Source organism: Burkholderia sp. BCC0044 (assembly GCF_902832955.1).
Taxonomy (GTDB): domain Bacteria; phylum Pseudomonadota; class Gammaproteobacteria; order Burkholderiales; family Burkholderiaceae; genus Burkholderia.
Genome location: NZ_CADFDO010000002.1, coordinates 1486531 through 1503190, shown reverse-complemented (window position 1 = coordinate 1503190; position 16660 = coordinate 1486531). Strand labels below are relative to the sequence as shown.

General features: G+C 66.9%; 11 protein-coding genes and 1 pseudogene. 9 read left to right on the top strand and 3 right to left on the bottom strand.

Annotated elements, in window-relative coordinates:
- Positions 1-20: 20 nt before the first annotated feature.
- From accD to HWX14_RS15145, 6 genes are all read left to right on the top strand, one after another.
- Positions 21-893, top strand: coding sequence for an acetyl-CoA carboxylase, carboxyltransferase subunit beta (gene accD / locus HWX14_RS15170; RefSeq protein ID WP_175883451.1), 873 nt, complete (start codon positions 21-23; stop codon positions 891-893).
- Between the two features lie 98 nt (positions 894-991).
- Positions 992-2302, top strand: coding sequence for a bifunctional tetrahydrofolate synthase/dihydrofolate synthase (gene folC / locus HWX14_RS15165; protein WP_175883450.1), 1311 nt, complete (start codon positions 992-994; stop codon positions 2300-2302).
- Positions 2303-2331: 29 nt separating this feature from the next.
- Positions 2332-3174: an SPOR domain-containing protein gene (locus HWX14_RS15160; RefSeq protein ID WP_126367030.1), complete on the top strand. Its 843-nt coding sequence runs from the start codon at positions 2332-2334 to the stop codon at positions 3172-3174.
- Between the two features lie 7 nt (positions 3175-3181).
- Positions 3182-3676 (top strand): CvpA family protein, encoded by a 495-nt coding sequence (locus tag HWX14_RS15155; protein WP_175883449.1) that lies wholly within the window; start codon positions 3182-3184, stop codon positions 3674-3676.
- A 51-nt stretch (positions 3677-3727) separates the two neighbouring features.
- Positions 3728-5260, top strand: a complete 1533-nt coding sequence (purF, locus tag HWX14_RS15150) for an amidophosphoribosyltransferase (protein ID WP_175883448.1) — start codon at positions 3728-3730, stop codon at positions 5258-5260.
- A 259-nt stretch (positions 5261-5519) separates the two neighbouring features.
- Positions 5520-6710 (top strand): O-succinylhomoserine sulfhydrylase, encoded by a 1191-nt coding sequence (locus HWX14_RS15145; RefSeq protein WP_175883447.1) that lies wholly within the window; start codon positions 5520-5522, stop codon positions 6708-6710.
- A gap of 144 nt (positions 6711-6854) precedes the next feature.
- Here HWX14_RS15145 and HWX14_RS15140 read toward each other — a convergent pair.
- The 3 genes and pseudogenes from HWX14_RS15140 to HWX14_RS15130 all read right to left on the bottom strand — a co-directional run.
- Positions 6855-7790, bottom strand: a pseudogene (locus tag HWX14_RS15140) (NAD-dependent epimerase/dehydratase family protein); the annotation flags it as partial.
- Positions 7777-8823 carry a GDP-mannose 4,6-dehydratase gene (gene gmd / locus HWX14_RS15135; RefSeq protein WP_175883445.1) on the bottom strand — a complete coding sequence of 349 codons (1047 nt, stop codon included), beginning with the start codon at positions 8821-8823 and terminating at the stop codon, positions 7777-7779. The gene gmd and the pseudogene HWX14_RS15140, both read right to left, overlap by 14 nt.
- A 36-nt stretch (positions 8824-8859) precedes the next feature.
- On the bottom strand, positions 8860-9924 hold the full coding sequence (locus HWX14_RS15130) for an acyltransferase (protein WP_175883444.1): 1065 nt from the start codon (positions 9922-9924) through the stop codon (positions 8860-8862).
- A 469-nt stretch (positions 9925-10393) separates the two neighbouring features.
- Here HWX14_RS15130 and HWX14_RS15125 point away from each other — a divergent pair, with 469 nt between their 5' ends.
- Genes HWX14_RS15125 through HWX14_RS15115 form a run of 3 tightly spaced genes read left to right on the top strand, consistent with a single transcriptional unit; the run spans position 10394 to position 16528 of the window.
- The gene (locus tag HWX14_RS15125) at positions 10394-12586 is read left to right on the top strand and encodes a hypothetical protein (RefSeq protein ID WP_175883598.1); all 2193 of its coding nucleotides are present in this window, start codon (positions 10394-10396) and stop codon (positions 12584-12586) included.
- A gap of 19 nt (positions 12587-12605) precedes the next feature.
- Entirely contained in the window at positions 12606-14072 is a 1467-nt protein-coding gene (locus HWX14_RS15120) for a flippase (protein ID WP_175883443.1), read from the top strand.
- On the top strand, positions 14069-16528 hold the full coding sequence (locus tag HWX14_RS15115; protein WP_175883442.1) for a glycosyltransferase family 4 protein: 2460 nt from the start codon (positions 14069-14071) through the stop codon (positions 16526-16528). The genes HWX14_RS15120 and HWX14_RS15115 overlap by 4 nt, the downstream gene beginning before the upstream one ends.
- The last annotated feature ends 132 nt before the right edge of the window (positions 16529-16660 follow it).

Genomic DNA, 16660 nt, shown 5'->3' with positions numbered 1-16660 from the left:
ACGGAACAGGAAACCATACGATGAGCTGGCTCGACAAACTGTTGCCGCCGAAGATCAAGCAGACCGACCCGAAAAGCCGCAAGGGCATTCCGGAAGGCCTGTGGGTCAAGTGCCCGTCCTGCGAGGCCGTTCTCTATCGCAACGACGTGGACGCGAACCTGCACGTGTGCCCGAAGTGCGATCACCACATGCGCATCGGCGCGCGCGAGCGCCTCGACGGGCTGCTCGATCCGGAAGGCCGCTATGAAATCGGCCAGGAAATCGTGCCGGTCGACTCGCTGAAGTTCAAGGACAGCCGCAAGTACCCCGATCGTCTGAAGGAAGCGATGGACGAGACGGGCGAAACCGACGCGATGGTCGTGATGGGCGGTGCGATCCACACGCTGCCCGTCGTCGCGGCCTGCTTCGAGTTCTCGTTCATGGGCGGCTCGATGGGTTCGGTCGTCGGCGAGCGCTTCACGCGCGGTGCGCAGAACGCGCTCGAACAGCACGTGCCGTTCATCTGCTTCACGGCATCGGGCGGCGCCCGGATGCAGGAAAGCCTGCTGTCGCTGATGCAGATGGCCAAGACCACCGCGATGCTGACCAAGCTGGCCGAAGCCAAGCTGCCGTTCATCTCGGTGCTGACCGACCCGACGATGGGCGGCGTGTCGGCGAGCTTCGCGTTCCTCGGCGACGTCGTGATCGCGGAGCCGAAGGCGCTGATCGGCTTCGCCGGCCCGCGCGTGATCGAGCAGACGGTCCGCGAGAAGCTGCCGGAAGGCTTCCAGCGCGCCGAATTCCTGCTGAAGACGGGCGCGATCGACATGATCGTCGACCGTCGCCGGATGCGCGACGAGATCGCGCAGTTGCTCGCGCTGCTGCAGCGACAGCCGGCCGACGCGCTGGCCTGACCGGCGCAAGGTTGTGACTCTGCGCGTCGCCTGGCTTCAGCGTCAGGCGGCGCGCTTCGTTTTTGGCGTAGTGGCGGTTCCGATCCAGACTTGATCCGATGAGCACTTTTCCCACTCTCGACGCGTGGCTTTCGCATCTCGAACGCGCGCACCCGGTCGGCATCGACATGGGCCTGACCCGTATCGGGCAGGTCAAGGCGGCGCTGCAGCTCGAATTCGCGTGCCCGGTGATCACCGTCGGCGGCACGAACGGCAAGGGCTCGACCTGCGCGTTCCTCGAGACGATCCTGGTGCGTGCGGGCTACAAGGTCGGCTGCCACACGTCGCCGCACCTGCTCGCCTTCAACGAGCGCGCGCGCGTGAACGGGCAGAACGTGGCCGACGACGAACTACTGCCGCATTTCGAGGCCGTCGAAGCCGCGCGCACGTCGCTGGCCGAGCCCGTGTCGCTCACGTATTTCGAATTCACGACGCTCGCGATCCTGCATCTGTTCGCGTCGCGCGGGCTCGACGCGGTGATCCTCGAAGTCGGCCTCGGCGGCCGGCTCGACGCGGTGAACATCATCGATACCGATTGCGCGATCGTCACGAGCATCGACATCGACCACACCGAATACCTCGGCGACACGCGCGAGAAGATCGCGTTCGAGAAGGCCGGGATCTTCCGCGCGGGCAAGCCGGCTATCTGCGGCGATCCGGCCGCGCCGCAAACGCTGATCGACCACGCCGAAGCGATCGGCGCCGACCTGTGGCTCGTCGGCCGCGATTTCCGCTACGAGGCGCAAGCCGGCGCCGAGCGCCAGCAATGGAGCTACCTCGGCCGCGAGAAGCGCTATCCGGCGCTCGCGTATCCGGCGCTGCGCGGTGCGAATCAGCTGATCAATGCGTCGGCCGCGCTTGCCGCGCTCGAGGCGCTGCGCCCGGTGCTGCCGGTGTCCGCGCAGGACATCCGGCTCGGGCTGGCGAACGTCGAGCTGCCGGGGCGCTTCCAGGTGCTGCCCGGCAAGCCGGCGATCGTGCTCGACGTCGCGCACAACCCGCATGCGGCGGCCGTGCTCGAGCAGAACCTCGGCAACATGGGTTTCTTCCCGTACACGTACGCGGTGTTCGGCGCGATGCACGACAAGGACATCGACGGCGTGCTGCAACACCTGAAGGGCGAGATCGACCACTGGTGCGTGACCGACCTGCCGCTGCCGCGCGCGGCCTCCGCGGAGCAGCTCGAAGCCGCGCTGCGCAAGGCCGGCGTGGAGGAGGGGCCCGATTCGAGCGTGACGCGTTACGCGTCGCCCGCGGAAGCGTTTCGCGATGCACTAAAAAGAGCATCCGAGAATGATAGAATCGTGGTTTTCGGCAGTTTCCATACGGTTGCCGGCGTGCTGGCCTACCGTAAATCGCAGCAACACTGACTGACGGGCAGTTTCGGACTCAGCCATTCATGGGAATTTTCTCGTTCGGCAAGAAAGACGACGACGCGCCCCCGCGGCGCGGCGGTCGCACCGGGGCATCCCGGAACGTGCGCACGGAGCGCACTGAACGCGTCGAGCGACGCTCGCGCCGCACCGAGCGTCCGGAATCGGATGCACTGCTTCTCGATCCGACCCTTCCAGAAAAGCAACGCGCGCGCCGTCGCCTCGTCGGCGCGATCGCGCTCGTCGTGGCCGCGGTGATCGTACTGCCGATGGTGCTCGACTCGCACCCGAAGCCGGTCACCGACGACATCGCGATCGACATCCCCAACCGCCCCGCGCACCAGGCGGTCGCGCCGCGCGACGACGATGTGTCCGACGTGCAGGCAGGCGTCGCGCATGACGAACCGCCGGCCTCCGACACGGCCGTTGCGGCTGCACCGGCACCGGCCCCCGCGCCGAAGGATGCCGCCAAGCCGGCCGCGAAACCCGATACGACCACCACGGCGAGCGTGACGCCGCCGAAGCCCGCGCCGAAGCCGGCTGCGCCCGCGGCGAAACCGGCCGCGCCGAAGCCTGCGCCCGCCACCGTCGCGAACGACGGCGCCGCGAGCCCGGACAGCGGCGACGCATCGTCGCCGGCGTCGCCGGCCGGTGCGCGCTTCGCGGTGCAGCTCGGCTCGTTCAAGGACGACGCGACGGCCCGCTCGTGGGCGACCAAGTTGAAATCGGCCGGCGTGCCCGCATATGTCGAGCATCGCAAGCAGGCAGACGGCAGCACGGCTACACTGTTGCGTGCCGGCCCGTTCGCGGATCGCTCGGCGGCCTCCGCCGCGATCGCGAAGGTGCGCGAAGCCGGTCTGACGCAGTAAGGCCACGATGCTGACGGCTTTCGACTACGCTGTATTGGCGGTGATCGCGTTGTCGGCGCTGCGCGGTGCGTGGCGCGGCTTCGTGTCCGAGATTTTCGGGCTGATCGGCTGGATCGCGGCGATCGTGATCGCGGGCCGCTACGTCGGCCTGGTCGTGCCGTATATTCCGGCGAACTGGCCGGGCGGCGCGCTGACGCAGTGGGTGATCGCCTTCGCGTTGCTCGTGATCGGCGTCGTGCTGGTCGCCGGCGTGGCGAACGCGCTGCTGTCGCGGATCGCGCAGGCGAGTGGCCTGGGCGGCGTCGACCGCTCGCTGGGCATGATGTTCGGGCTCGTCCGCGGCTGCGTGCTGGTGGTGCTGCTGGTGGCGGCGGCTGGGCTGACCGAACTGCCCAAACAGGATTTCTGGCGCAATGCGCTATTGCGTCCTTTTGCCGAACAGGGCGTGCACGAGCTGAAGCAGCTCCTGCCCGACGGCATGGCCCAGTACGTACGCGTGTGACGACGCGGCCGGGCAGGACGTAACCGATTTTGTCATCTTGAAGGACATGCCATGTGCGGCATCGTAGGTGTTATCTCCCAATCCCCGGTCAATCAGCTGATCTATGACAGCCTGCTGCTGCTGCAGCATCGCGGTCAGGACGCGGCGGGCATCGCGACGGCGGACGGCAGCAATTTCCACATGTACAAGGCGAACGGCATGGTGCGCGACGTGTTCCGCACGCGCAACATGCGCAGCCTGCCCGGCACCTACGGCATCGGCCAGGTGCGCTACCCGACGGCCGGTTCGGCGTCGAGCGAGGCCGAGGCGCAGCCGTTCTACGTGAACGCGCCGTTCGGGATCATCCTCGCGCACAACGGCAACCTGACGAACTGGCAGCAACTGAAGGACGAGATGTTCCGGATCGATCGCCGGCACATCAACACCAATTCCGACAGCGAAGTGCTGCTCAACGTGTTCGCGCACGAGCTGCAACTGTCGACCACGGGCCTCGAGCTCGATCCGGCGTCGGTGTTCAAGGCGGTGTCGGGCGTGCATCGCCGCCTGCAGGGTTCGTACGCGATCGTGTCGCTGATCGCCGGCTACGGCCTGCTCGCGTTCCGCGACCCGTTCGGCATCCGTCCGCTGTGCCTCGGCAAGCTCGAAACCGAGCACGGCACCGAGTGGATGGTCGCGTCGGAGTCGGTGGCGGTCGAAGGCATCGGTTTCGAATTCGTGCGCGACCTGGAGCCGGGCGAAGCGATCTTCATCGACAAGGCCGGCAATTTCCACAGCCAGCAGTGCGCGGAGAACCCGACGCTGAATCCGTGCATGTTCGAATACGTGTATCTGGCCCGTCCGGATTCGTGCCTCGACGGCGTGCCGGTCTACAACGTGCGCCTGCGCATGGGCGACTATCTCGCCGAGAAGATCAAGCGCGAACTGCCGAACGTGCCGATCGACGTCGTGATGCCGATTCCCGATTCGTCGCGCCCGGCGGCGATGCAGGTCGCCGCGAAGCTCGGCGTCGAGTATCGCGAGGGCTTCTTCAAGAACCGCTACGTCGGCCGCACCTTCATCATGCCGGGGCAGGCCGTGCGCAAGAAGTCGGTGCGCCAGAAGCTCAATGCGATGAGCATCGAGTTCAAGGACAAGCACGTGCTGATCGTCGACGATTCGATCGTGCGCGGCACGACCTCGCATGAAATCGTGCAGATGGCGCGCGATGCGGGCGCGAAGTCGGTGATCTTCGCGTCGGCGGCGCCGCCCGTGAAGTTCCCGAACGTGTACGGCATCGACATGCCGACGCGCGGCGAACTCGTCGCGCACGGCCGCACCGACGAGGAAGTCGCGAAGATCATCGGCGCCGATCATCTGATCTATCAGGACGTCGACGATCTGCGCCGCGCGGTGCGCGACATCAACCCGAAGCTCGAGCGCTTCGAGGCGTCGTGCTTCGACGGCAACTACATCACCGGCGCCGTGACGCCCGAGTATCTCGATGCGATCGAGCGCGCGCGCCTCGCGCCGGCGTCGCAGGCCGATCGCGACACGGCCGGCGATACCGAGCGTTCGCAGATGAACCTGCAACTGTCGGTCGAGTAACACCGGCGCACGCTTTGATCGAGGCGTGATAGGATGTGGCCTTGCGTCGATTTGATATCAGCTTGCGGACGCGGGGCAACTTCCCAAAACAGCTAAAGCGAAGGCCGGCGGCAGCCGGCCCGAGTCGATCGCTGTCGTACCGCACCGAAGCCCGCTGATGCCGACGCATAGCGGGCTTTTTGTTTTTTGGCCTCGGTTTTGACCGGGTCCGCGCCGCCTGCATGACCGTCGGCGCGGCCCTCGAATACGGAAAACGAACATGGACGACTCCCTCAACTTCGACACGCTCGCCGTGCGCGCGGGCACGCTGCGCAGCGACTTCAACGAGCATTCGGAAGCGCTGTTCCTCACGTCGAGCTTCTGCTTCTCGAGCGCGGCCGACGCGGCCGAGCGCTTCGCGAATTCGGAAGACTATTTCACCTATTCGCGCTTCACGAACCCGACCGTCACCATGTTCCAGGAGCGTCTCGCGGCGCTCGAGGGCGGCGAGGCGTGCATCGCGACGGCGTCGGGCATGGCCGCGATCATGTCGGTCGTGATGGCCGCGCTGCAGGCGGGCGACCACCTCGTCAGCTCGCGCAGCCTGTTCGGCTCGACGCTCGGGATGTTCTCGCAGATCTTCAGCAAGTTCGGGATCACGACGACCTTCGTCGACCCGACCGACCTGAACGCATGGCGGGAAGCCGTGCGGCCGGAGACGAAGATGTTCTTCCTCGAGACGCCGTCGAACCCGCTGACCGAACTCGCCGACATCGAGGCGATCGGCAAGATAGCGAAGGCCGCGAACGCGCTGTTCGTCGTCGACAACTGTTTCTGCAGCCCGGTGCTGCAGCAGCCGCTGAAACTCGGCGCGGACGTCGTGATGCACTCGGCGACGAAATTCCTCGACGGGCAGGGCCGCGTGCTCGGCGGCGCGCTGGTCGGCTCGAAGGAATTCATCATGGGCAAGGTGTTCCCGTTCGTGCGCAGCGCGGGCCCGACGCTGTCGGCGTTCAACGCGTGGGTGCTGCTGAAGGGGATGGAGACGCTGTCGCTGCGCGTCGAGAAGCAATCGGCGAACGCGCTGGAGATCGCGCGCTGGCTCGACTCGCATCCGGCGGTGGCGCGCGTGTTCTATCCGGGGCTCGAATCGCATCCGCAGCATGAACTCGCGAAGCGTCAGCAGAAGGCGGGCGGTGCGATCGTGTCGTTCGAGCTGAAGGGCGACACGCCCGAGCAGCAGCGCGCGAACGCGTGGCGCGTGATCGACGGCACGAAGCTGATCTCGATCACCGGCAACCTCGGCGACACGCGTACGACGATCACGCATCCGGCGACCACGACGCACGGCCGCATCACGCCGGAAGCGCGGGCGGCGGCTGGGATCACCGAAGGGCTGATTCGCCTGGCGGTCGGGCTCGAGCATGCGGGCGACGTTCGCAACGATCTGGCGCGTGGTCTGGAGGGCTGAGCACGCCGCCGGCAGGCATTCTCACGGCGATGCGACGCGGCGTTCCGGTGCGGACGACCTGTCGCCGTCGGCGACGTAGTCGCGGCGCACGCCTTCGCGCGTGCGCGATCCGCTCAGCGACCGCGCCGCCGCCGGTGCGTCGTTACGCACCGCGCTCACCATCCATCGCAGCGTTTCGTCGAGCGGCGTGACGGGCAGTTCGCCCACCGCGCGCCGCAGCTTGTCGCGCGACCCGCTCAGACTCTTCACTTCGTTGTCTCTCACGAAACGCGGATCGATCGTCACGTCGATTACGTAGCCTGCGATGCGGGACAGGATCGCCAGTACTTCCTTCAGCGAATACGCGCGCTCCGAGCAAACGTTGAGTATTTCGCCGGCCGGCGCGGTTTCGATCAGCTTCAGGTACGCAGCCGTCACGTCGCGCACGTCGGAGAAATCACGCCGAACATCGAGATTGCCGAGCGAGATCCGCGGTTCGTTGCGCGCGTAGTGCGAAACGAGCTTCGGCAGCAGAAATGAGTCGCTTTGACCGACCCCCGTGTAGTTGAACGGCCGCGCGATGATGATCGGCAGCCGGTCGGCCCACAGCTTCGCCGCATATTCCATCGCGAGCTTGCTGATTGCGTAGTCGTTCGCCGGGGCGGGCGGGACGTTCTCGTCGAGCACGCCTGCGGTCGAATTGCCATAGATGTTCGCGCTGCTCGCGAGCAACACGGCCGACGGACGGCGGTCGAGCCCCGCGAGCGCGGCCAGCAGGTTGCGCGTGCCGACGACGTTGACCGCATAGGTTTGCGACGGCTCGTCCTGTGCGACATGTGCGCGTGCGGCGAGATGGACGACCGCGTCGGGCCGTGCGTCGGCCGCCGCTGCGCGTACCGCGTCCGCGTCGAGCAGGTCGACGGGCAACAGCGTGCAGTTTGCGAATACCGGATCGTCGGTGGGCGGCGAGCCGTGCGCGACCGTTCCCCAGACTTCGTAACCGGCGGCTTCGAGATGCTGCGCCATGTAGCGTCCGGTGAAACCCGTCAGGCCCGTGACGAATGCACGGCGCGGTGCGTGTTCGATATCAGAACGTGTCATGGTGTTGATTCCGCGTCAAATCCGCCTCGACCATCATCTGGCAAAGCTGTTCGAGCGTCGTTTTCGGCGCCCAGCCGAGCTTGCTCTTGGCCTTGTCCGCGCAACCGATCAGCAGATCGACTTCCGCGGGGCGGTAGAACTTGGGATTCACTTCGACGAGCACGTTGCCCGTCGCCACATCGAGGCCGTGCTCCTGCTCGCCCTTGCCGGTCCATTCGATCTGATAGCCGGCTGCCGCGAACGCCATCCGCACGAAGTCGCGCACGGTCTCGGTGCGGTTGGTGGCCAGCACGTAGGTGTCGGGTTCGTCGGCCTGCAGCATGCGCCACATCCCTTCGACGTATTCGAGCGCAAAGCCCCAGTCGCGTTTCGCATCGAGATTGCCGAGCTCGAGGCGCGTCGCCTTGCCGAGCTTGATCTTCGCGACGGTGTCGGTGATCTTGCGCGTGACGAATTCGCGGCCGCGCAGCGGCGATTCGTGATTGAACAGGATGCCGCTGCTGCCGAACAGGCCGTACGATTCGCGGTAGTTCACGGTCATCCAGTGCGCAAACAGTTTCGCGACACCATACGGGCTGCGCGGGTAGAACGAGGTCGTTTCCGTTTGCGGAATCGACTGCACCTTGCCGAACATCTCGGACGTCGACGCCTGATAGAAGCGCGTCTTTGGACTCACGACACGGATCGCTTCGAGCAGGTGCAGGGGACCGAGGCCGGTGACGTCGGCGGTCGTGGACGGTTGCTCGAACGACACGCCGACGAAGCTTTGCGCGGCCAGGTTGTACAGTTCGTCGGGCTGCGTGCGTTCGAGGAGCCGCATGCTCGAGCCGGCATCCGTCAGGTCGTGCTCGACGAGGGTGAGGTTGGGATGCGTGTTGACGCCGAGCTCGGCGATGCGCCACAGGTTGACCGAACTGGTGCGACGGTAGGTTCCTGTGACGTCGTAGCCCTTGTCGAGCAGCAGCTTGGTCAGGTAGGCGCCGTCTTGCCCGGTGATCCCCGTGATGATGGCCTTCTTGCGAGTTTGGCTCATGGCGTAGTCCTTGTCGAAATCGATGGATGATGAAAATCAGGCGGTCGTCCCGGCGGCGGCCGGCACCGCGCGGCGCGCAGGCCCGCGCGTCAGGCGCCGTTCGAAGCCGTACCAGCTCAGGGTCGCGTACGCGAGCGTGATCGCCAGCGCGAGCGCGGCCGTGACGAAGCGGTTCAGGTGCAGCGGCCACAGCGCGTACAGCACGCTCAGATGAATCAGGTAGACGGTGTAGCTGACGGTGCCGACGTAGACGAGCATCGGGTTCGTCAGCACGCGCTGAACGAGGCCGCGGCCGCGCAGCGCGATCACGACGATCGACGTGCACAGCAGCAGCGAGATGCTGTAGAGCGCTGCGTTCGACAGCGGCGTGTTCGCGGCGCGAAAGCGCGGGAACGACAGGTGCAGCCAGCCGAGGATCGCGAGCGACACGAGCGCGCCGACGATCGCGAGCGGATAGAACGGCTCCAGCGCGCGCCGGTCGCGGCGCAGCACGATCGCGAGCAAGGCGCCGGCCGCGAGCAGGTCCATCCGGAACGGCGTCAGGTAGTAGATCGGCCAGAACGAATCGAACCACGGCGTCGCGATCGCGCGCAGCACCGGCGCCGCGACGATCAGCGCGGCGGCGACCCACAGCAGCGCGCGCTCCGAGCACCACAGCACGACAAACGGCCAGAAGATGTAGAACTGCTCCTCGACCGCGAGCGACCACAGCACGTTCAGGCTGTCATGGCCGATGCTGCCGAGCGACAGCCCGATATTGGTCGAGAAAAACGCGAACCACGGCCAGTGCGGCAGCCAGCTTGCGCCGAACAGCAGCGTCGACACCACCAGCAGCAGCACGTACGGCGGCAGGATGCGGCGCACGCGGCGTGCATAGAAGTGGCTGAAGTACGACTGCCCGCGCGCCTTGCGATCGAGCAGGATGCCGGTGATCAGCAGGCCGCTCAGCACGAAGAACAGATCGACACCCATCCACAGCGGCGCCTTCAGTGCGTGCTGCAGGAATACGGCGCCCACGGCGATCGCGCGCAGCCCGTCGAGCTGCACGATCCGGCCGTGTTGCGGCGGGGCGAGGTCGGCGGGGCGCGCCAGGGCCGTCATCGCGCGGCTCCTTCACGACCCGCATCCAATGCGTGTACGTATTGCATGCCTTTAAATCGAATATGGAATCGAAACCGATTCTAGGGAAAAGAAATCGGTAAAAAAACGCGCGTCCGTTAGTGGGCGATAAATAGGCAAATGCCGATTATTACGATCGCGGCATGAAAGGTTGACGTCCGGACGGGCGCGCCAGGCGGCGTGGAGCGGAATTTTCTACGTGATGGCCCGGAAAAGGCGGTCGTTATTGCCGTTTTTGGGCGTCGTTTATTCGCTGTTCCGGCTCGATATTTCAGGCAGAAACATCCCCAAATATTTCCAAATTTCTTGTGATTATTTTTGCTTGTAACCTGCATCGCGACGTTTGAAACCCATTTAGCGACGGGGCGCGGCCGCGGGCGATCCGTGGCAGCGCCGGTCGCTGTTGCATCGAGTCTGGAGAAGCGCATTGCGACGTCTGATTCTGGTTGGCATGACGGTATGCGCGGTGCTGCTGACGAGCGCCGCGCCGGCCGAAACGGTGTTGCCCGCGACGACCTCGTGGATCGGCAACACGTTCGGCTATGGCGATGGCACATGGACGCAGATCGACATCCGCGCGATCGCGGTGACGCCCGAGGGCAAGGTGTATACGAATGCGCCGTGGGACGAGAGCGGCGCCGAGGCGAGCGTCTACCAGGACGGGAAGATGCTCGGCTTCGCCGGCGGCACGCACGGCTGGGGCAATCTCGGCGGCAGCGCGATCGCGGTGAACGGCAAGTACGCGTATGTCGCGATCGGCGTCGGCAACGAGCGCGGTCACCTGCAGTCGCCCGGCATCTGGCCGGACAAGGGCAAGCAATGGTTCGGGATCTCGCGGCGCACGATCGGCGACATGAAGCAGCCCGCGCCGTTTCGCGCGGCGCCGCAGGTCGCGCCGGGCGGGCGCGCCGATAGCGGCCGCGCACGGATGGCCGCCAGCTTCATGATGATGAACGAGGTGCCGGCGCCCGCGCGCTCGGAAGTGGGTGAGGCGAAGGCGGAAGTGGGCGGCCTCGCGGCCGACGACAAGACGCTGTTCGCGACCAATCCGTCGCGCGACGTGGTGGATGTGTACGACGCGGAGACGATGCAGCAGAAGGGCACGTGGAGCGCGCGCGAACCGGGCCGCATCGCGCTCGCCGGCGACGGCACGCTGTGGCTGCTGACCGATACGCTCACCGGGCCCGCGCATCTCGTGCACGTGCGGGCCGACGGCCGCAAGCTCGACGACGCGCCGGCGCTGCCGGAAGGCACCGACGCGGTGGACGTGGCGGTCGACGCGAAAGGGCGCGTGCTCGTCGCGGACAACGGGCCGCGCCAACAGATCCTGATCTTCTCGAAAGGCGGCAACGGCTATGCGCCGTCGGGCACGCTCGGCGAACGCGGCGGCATCTTCGCGGGCCCGGTGCCGGGCCGGCCGGGGCCGCAGCGTTTCAACGGGCTGACCGGCGTCGGCGTCGACCGCGCGGGCAACATCTACGTATCGATGAACGGGATCGGGCCGCGCCACGACACGATCGGCGCGGGGCTCGGCGCGGTGCTGGAAAGCTACACGCCGGACGGCAAGCTGCGCTGGCAGGTGCAGGGGCTGCTGTTCGTCGACGGCGCATGGCTCGACCCCGCGCGGCCGAACAGCGTGTACACGGGCAACAAGCGCTTCGAGCTCGACCTGTCGAAGCCGCCGGGTCAGGACTGGAAATACGTCGGCTTCCTGTCGAACCGCTTCAAGTATCCGGACGACCCGGTGTTCCATACGGACCAGTATCCGGGCATGCCGATCGCGCGGCGCGTCGACGGGCGCACGTTCCTGTACCTGACCGACATGTACGCCGATCACCTGAAGATCTACCGCTTCGACGCGAAGCGCGACGGCGAGGTCGCGATTCCGTCGGGCCTGATCGCGGGCCGCGCGCGGCCGGTCGACAAGGTGCCGAACAAGCCGCCGGGCGGCGACTGGCTGTGGCGCGACGCGAACGGCAACGGCCGGATCGATGCCGACGAGTCCGAGATCAACACGACGGGCAAGGCGAAGGCGGGCGGCTGGGGCTGGTGGGTCGACACGAAGGGCGACATCTGGCGCACGAGCGACGTGCGCGGCATCCACCGCTTCCAGTACGGCGGCGTCGACAAGGCCGGCAACCCGATCTATTCGTACGACAAGGTCACGACCTACCCGATGCCGCAGCCGTTCACGCAGCTGCGCCGCGCGATCTACGAGCCGCAGACCGACACGCTGTACGTGACCGGCTACACGGCCGATGCGCCGCCGCAGCCGGGCATCAACAAGGAAGTGGGGCGCGTGCTGATCCGCTTCGACAAGTGGTCGACGGGCTCGCCGGTTGCGCGCTACCAGGTGGCGCTGCCGTGGAAGCTCGATGCGAAGCCGATCTTCGACCTGATCGGGATCACGGTCGAGGGCCGCTACCTCTTCACGGTGGAGCCGGTCGGCAAGATCCACGTGTACGACAAGGAAACCGGCAAGGAAGTCGGCGTGATGAGCCCGGGCGCCGAGGTCGGCAAGGCGTCGGGCTGGGTCGACGTGCCGTTCGGCATCAGTGCGTTCCGGCGCGAGAACGGCGAGTACCTGGTGTTCGTCGAGGAAGACGCGCGCGGCAAGGTGCTCATGTACCGCTGGAAACCTTAACGGGCCCATGGGCTAAAGCATGGACAAAGGCATACTCAAGAACGTTTCGATCAACTTCATCGGGCTGATCCTGCCGACCTTCGTGTCGCTGGTGACCGTGCCCGCGTACATCCACGCGCTCGGCGTCGAACGCTACGGCGTCGTGAGCCTCGTGTGGACGCTGATCGGCTATTTCGGGATCCTCGATCTCGGGATGAGCATGGCCGCGCAGAACCACATTTCGAAGGCGCTCGCGAGCGGCAACGCCGACGAAAGCGCGCGCGTGTTCTGGAGCGCGTTCTGGCTGAATCTCGGCACCGGCATTGTCGGCGGCCTGCTGATTTATTTTGGCGCGTTCGTCTACACCGCGTATTTCACGAAAGTGTCGGCCGCGATGCAGCACGAGGTATATCTCGCGCTGCCGTGGCTCGCGCTCGCGATTCCGCTCGCGAACGTGTCGTGGGTGTTCGCCGGCGCGATCAACGGCGCCGAACGGTTCGGCGTGTTCAACACGAACCAGACGATCGGCACGTTCCTGTTCCAGTTGCTGCCGCTCGCCGCCGCGTGGTGGATCGCGCCGAACCTGCAGACGGTGCTCGCCGCGGCCGTCGTCGCGCGGCTGATCGCGGCGGTGATGCTCGGGCAGGCCAGCATCAAGGTGCTCGGGATTCGCCGCATCGATCCGCCGCAGTGGGGCACCGCGAAAGGGCTGTTCAATTTCGGCGGCTGGATGCTGATCGCGAGCACGACGAGCATGATCGCCGACACGCTCGATCGCGTGATGCTCGGCGCCGGCATGGGCGCGAAGTTCGTCACGTACTACACGGTGCCGCAGAACCTCGTCACGCGCCTGAACATGCTGCCGAACGCGCTCGTGCGCACGCTGTTCCCGCGCCTGTCGGCGGTCGGCCGCGATCATGCGGATACCCTCGCGCGCCAGTCGCTCGAATTCCTGAACGGTGTGTTCACGCCGGTCGGCATCGTCGCGATCTTCGCGCTCGCGCCGTTCCTCACGCTGTGGGTCGGCGCCGATCTCGCCGCGCATTCGGCGCCGGTCGGCCGCGTGCTCGTGATCAGCGTGTGGCTCGTCGGGCAGGCGAGCGTCACGCGGATCCTGATCCAGTCGCAGGTCAACCCGGCCCGTGCGGCATTCGCCGGGCTCGTCGAGATGCCGTTCTTCGTCGGCGGCCTGTGGTTCGGCATTCATCACTTCGGGCTGATCGGCGCGGCGGTGGTTGTCGCGGCGCGCGCGCTGGTCGACTACGGCGTGCTGTTGTACCTGTCGGCGATCCGGATGCGCGCGATCGTGCTCGACATGCTCGCCCATCTCGCCTTCCTGCTCGCGAGCCTGTTCCTGGCGCAGGCATGGCCGGGGCTGGTCCAGTCGATCGGCATGTGCGCGGTCGTGCTGGTGCTGAACGTCGCGTGGTCGCTCACGATGACGCCGGGATTGCGCGCACTCGTGCGCGACCTGTTTGTCCGTCTCAATGCGAGGAGAACAGCATGAATCGCGATCTGGCGGAACACGCCGTCCTGAATCTCGCCACGGCCGATGCTGCCGTGGCCCACGCGGGCGACGCCGTCGCGTTGCACCCGGCCGAGCGCACCGGCGCACGGCAGCCGGCGCGTGCGCTGCGCGTGGCGATCGTCCACGACTGGCTCGTCACCTATGCGGGCGCCGAGCGCGTGCTCGAACAGATCGTCGCGTGCTTTCCCGACGCGGACCTGTTCAGCCTCGTCGATTTCCTCGACGATCGCGCGTTCGTGCGCGGCAAGCCGGTGACGACGTCGTTCATCCAGAAGCTGCCGTTCGCCCGCACCAAGTACCGCAGCTACCTGCCGCTGATGCCGCTCGCGATCGAGCAGCTCGACGTGTCCGAGTACGACCTCGTGATCTCGAGCAGCCACGCGGTCGCGAAGGGCGTGCTGACCGGGCCGGACCAGGTGCACATCAGCTACGTGCATTCGCCGATCCGCTATGCGTGGGACCTGCAGCACCAGTATCTGGAGCAGTCGAACCTCACGCACGGGCCGAAATCGCTGCTCGCGCGGATGATCCTGCATTACATCCGCAACTGGGACACGCGCACCGCGAACGCGGTGGACGGCTTCGTCGCGAACTCCGCGTTCATCGCGCGGCGCATCAAGAAGGTCTACCACCGCGACGCGGCGGTGATCTTCCCGCCGGTCGACGTCGACGCGTTCTCGCTGAACGCGGTGAAGGAGGATTTCTACCTGACCGCGTCGCGGATGGTGCCGTACAAGAAGATCGACCTGATCGTCGAAGCGTTTTCGCGCACGCCCGAGCGCAAGCTCGTCGTGATCGGCGACGGCCCCGAGATGCAGAAGATCCGCGCGAAGGCCGGCCCGAACGTCGAGATCATGGGCTACCAGCCGTTCGCGGTGCTGCACGACCGGATGCGGCGCGCGAAGGCGTTCGTGTTCGCGGCGGAGGAGGATTTCGGGATCTCGGTCGTCGAGGCGCAGGCGTGCGGCACGCCGGTCATCGCGTACGGCAAGGGCGGCGCGCTCGAAACCGTGCTCGACCCGCAGTCGAACCTGAACCCGACCGGCCTCTTCTTCGACGAACAGACGCCGCACGCGATCGTCGCGGCCGTCGACGATTTCGAGCGCGCGCCGCAGCGCTTCACGCCGGACGCGTGCCGCGCGAACGCGGAGCGCTTTTCCGCCGATACGTTCCGGCGGCGCTTTCTCGACTACGTGGAGCATGCGCTGCCCGGCTCGACCGCGCAGCGCGGCACGGCCGCTCCGCTGCCGGTCGCGCGCGGCCCGGCGACGCTCGTGCTCGACCAAAGCGGCGTGCTCGGCGGCGCCGAGCTGTCGCTGCTCGAGATCATGAAGCACATGCGCGCGAACGCCGACGTGCTGCTGTTCGCCGACGGCCCGTTCCGCGCGGCGCTCGACGAGATCGGCGCGCGCGTCGACGTGGTCGAGCAGGGCGCGCTCGCGGGCGTGCGCAAGCAGGGCGGCGTGTCGTTTGGCGCGGTGACGCAGCTCGTGCGGCTGGTGCGCGACGTCGCGCGGCGCGCACGCCGCGCCGACGTGATCTACGCGAACACGCAACGCGCGATGGTGGTCGCCGCGCTCGCCGGGCGGCTCGCGCGCAAGCCGGTGGTCTGGCACCTGCGCGACATCGTCAGCACCGACCATTTCGGCGGCAAGCAGTTGCAGGCGATCAAGTATTGCGCGCGGTTCGGCGTCACGCGCGTGATCGCGAACTCCGACGCATCCGCGCAGGCGTTCCGCGCGCTGACGGGCTTCACGCCGCAGCACGTCGACGTCGTGTTCAACGGCATTTCGGCCGAGCCGTTCGATGCGCTGGAAGGCGTGAGCCAGGCCGCGCTGCGCGCGCGCCTCGGCTTGCCCGCGGACGCATGGCTGGTCGGCTCGTTCAGCCGTCTTGCGCGCTGGAAGGGGCAGCACGTGCTGCTGGAGGCCGCCGCGCGGCATCCCGACATGCACGTGGTGCTGGTCGGCGCGCCGCTGTTCGGCGAGGACGACTATGCGGCGCAACTGCACGAATTCGTCGCGCAGCACGGGATGGACGAGCGCGTGCATTTCCTCGGGTTCCAGCGCGACGTGGCCGCGTGCATGACGGCGGTGGACGTCGTCGCGCACACGTCGATCACGCCGGAGCCGTTCGGGCGCGTGATCGTCGAGGGGATGCTCGCGCGCCGGCCGGTCGTCGCGGCGCGTGCGGGCGGCGTCGTCGAGATCATCGAGGACGGCGACAACGGGCTGCTCTGCGAGCCGGGCCACGCGGCCGCGCTGGCCGATGCGCTGGCGACGCTCAAGCGCGACCGCGCGCTGCGCGAGCGGCTCGTCGCGAGCGGGCGCGCGACCGCGGTGCGCCGGTTCGGGACCGAAACCTACGTGGAGCGGGTCGAGAAGATCCTCGCGGATACGGCCAAGACCGCGAAGGCCGCCAAGGCGAAGAAGTAGCAGCCGGCGGGAATGGCGGGAAATGGCAGGAAATGGGCCCCCATGCGGCGTTGCGCTGCGCGGGGGCTTTGCTTTTCGGCGGGCGAGGCGTCTGGTTGGGGCGAGTTGGTTTTTGCGCGCCTGGTCCGCGTC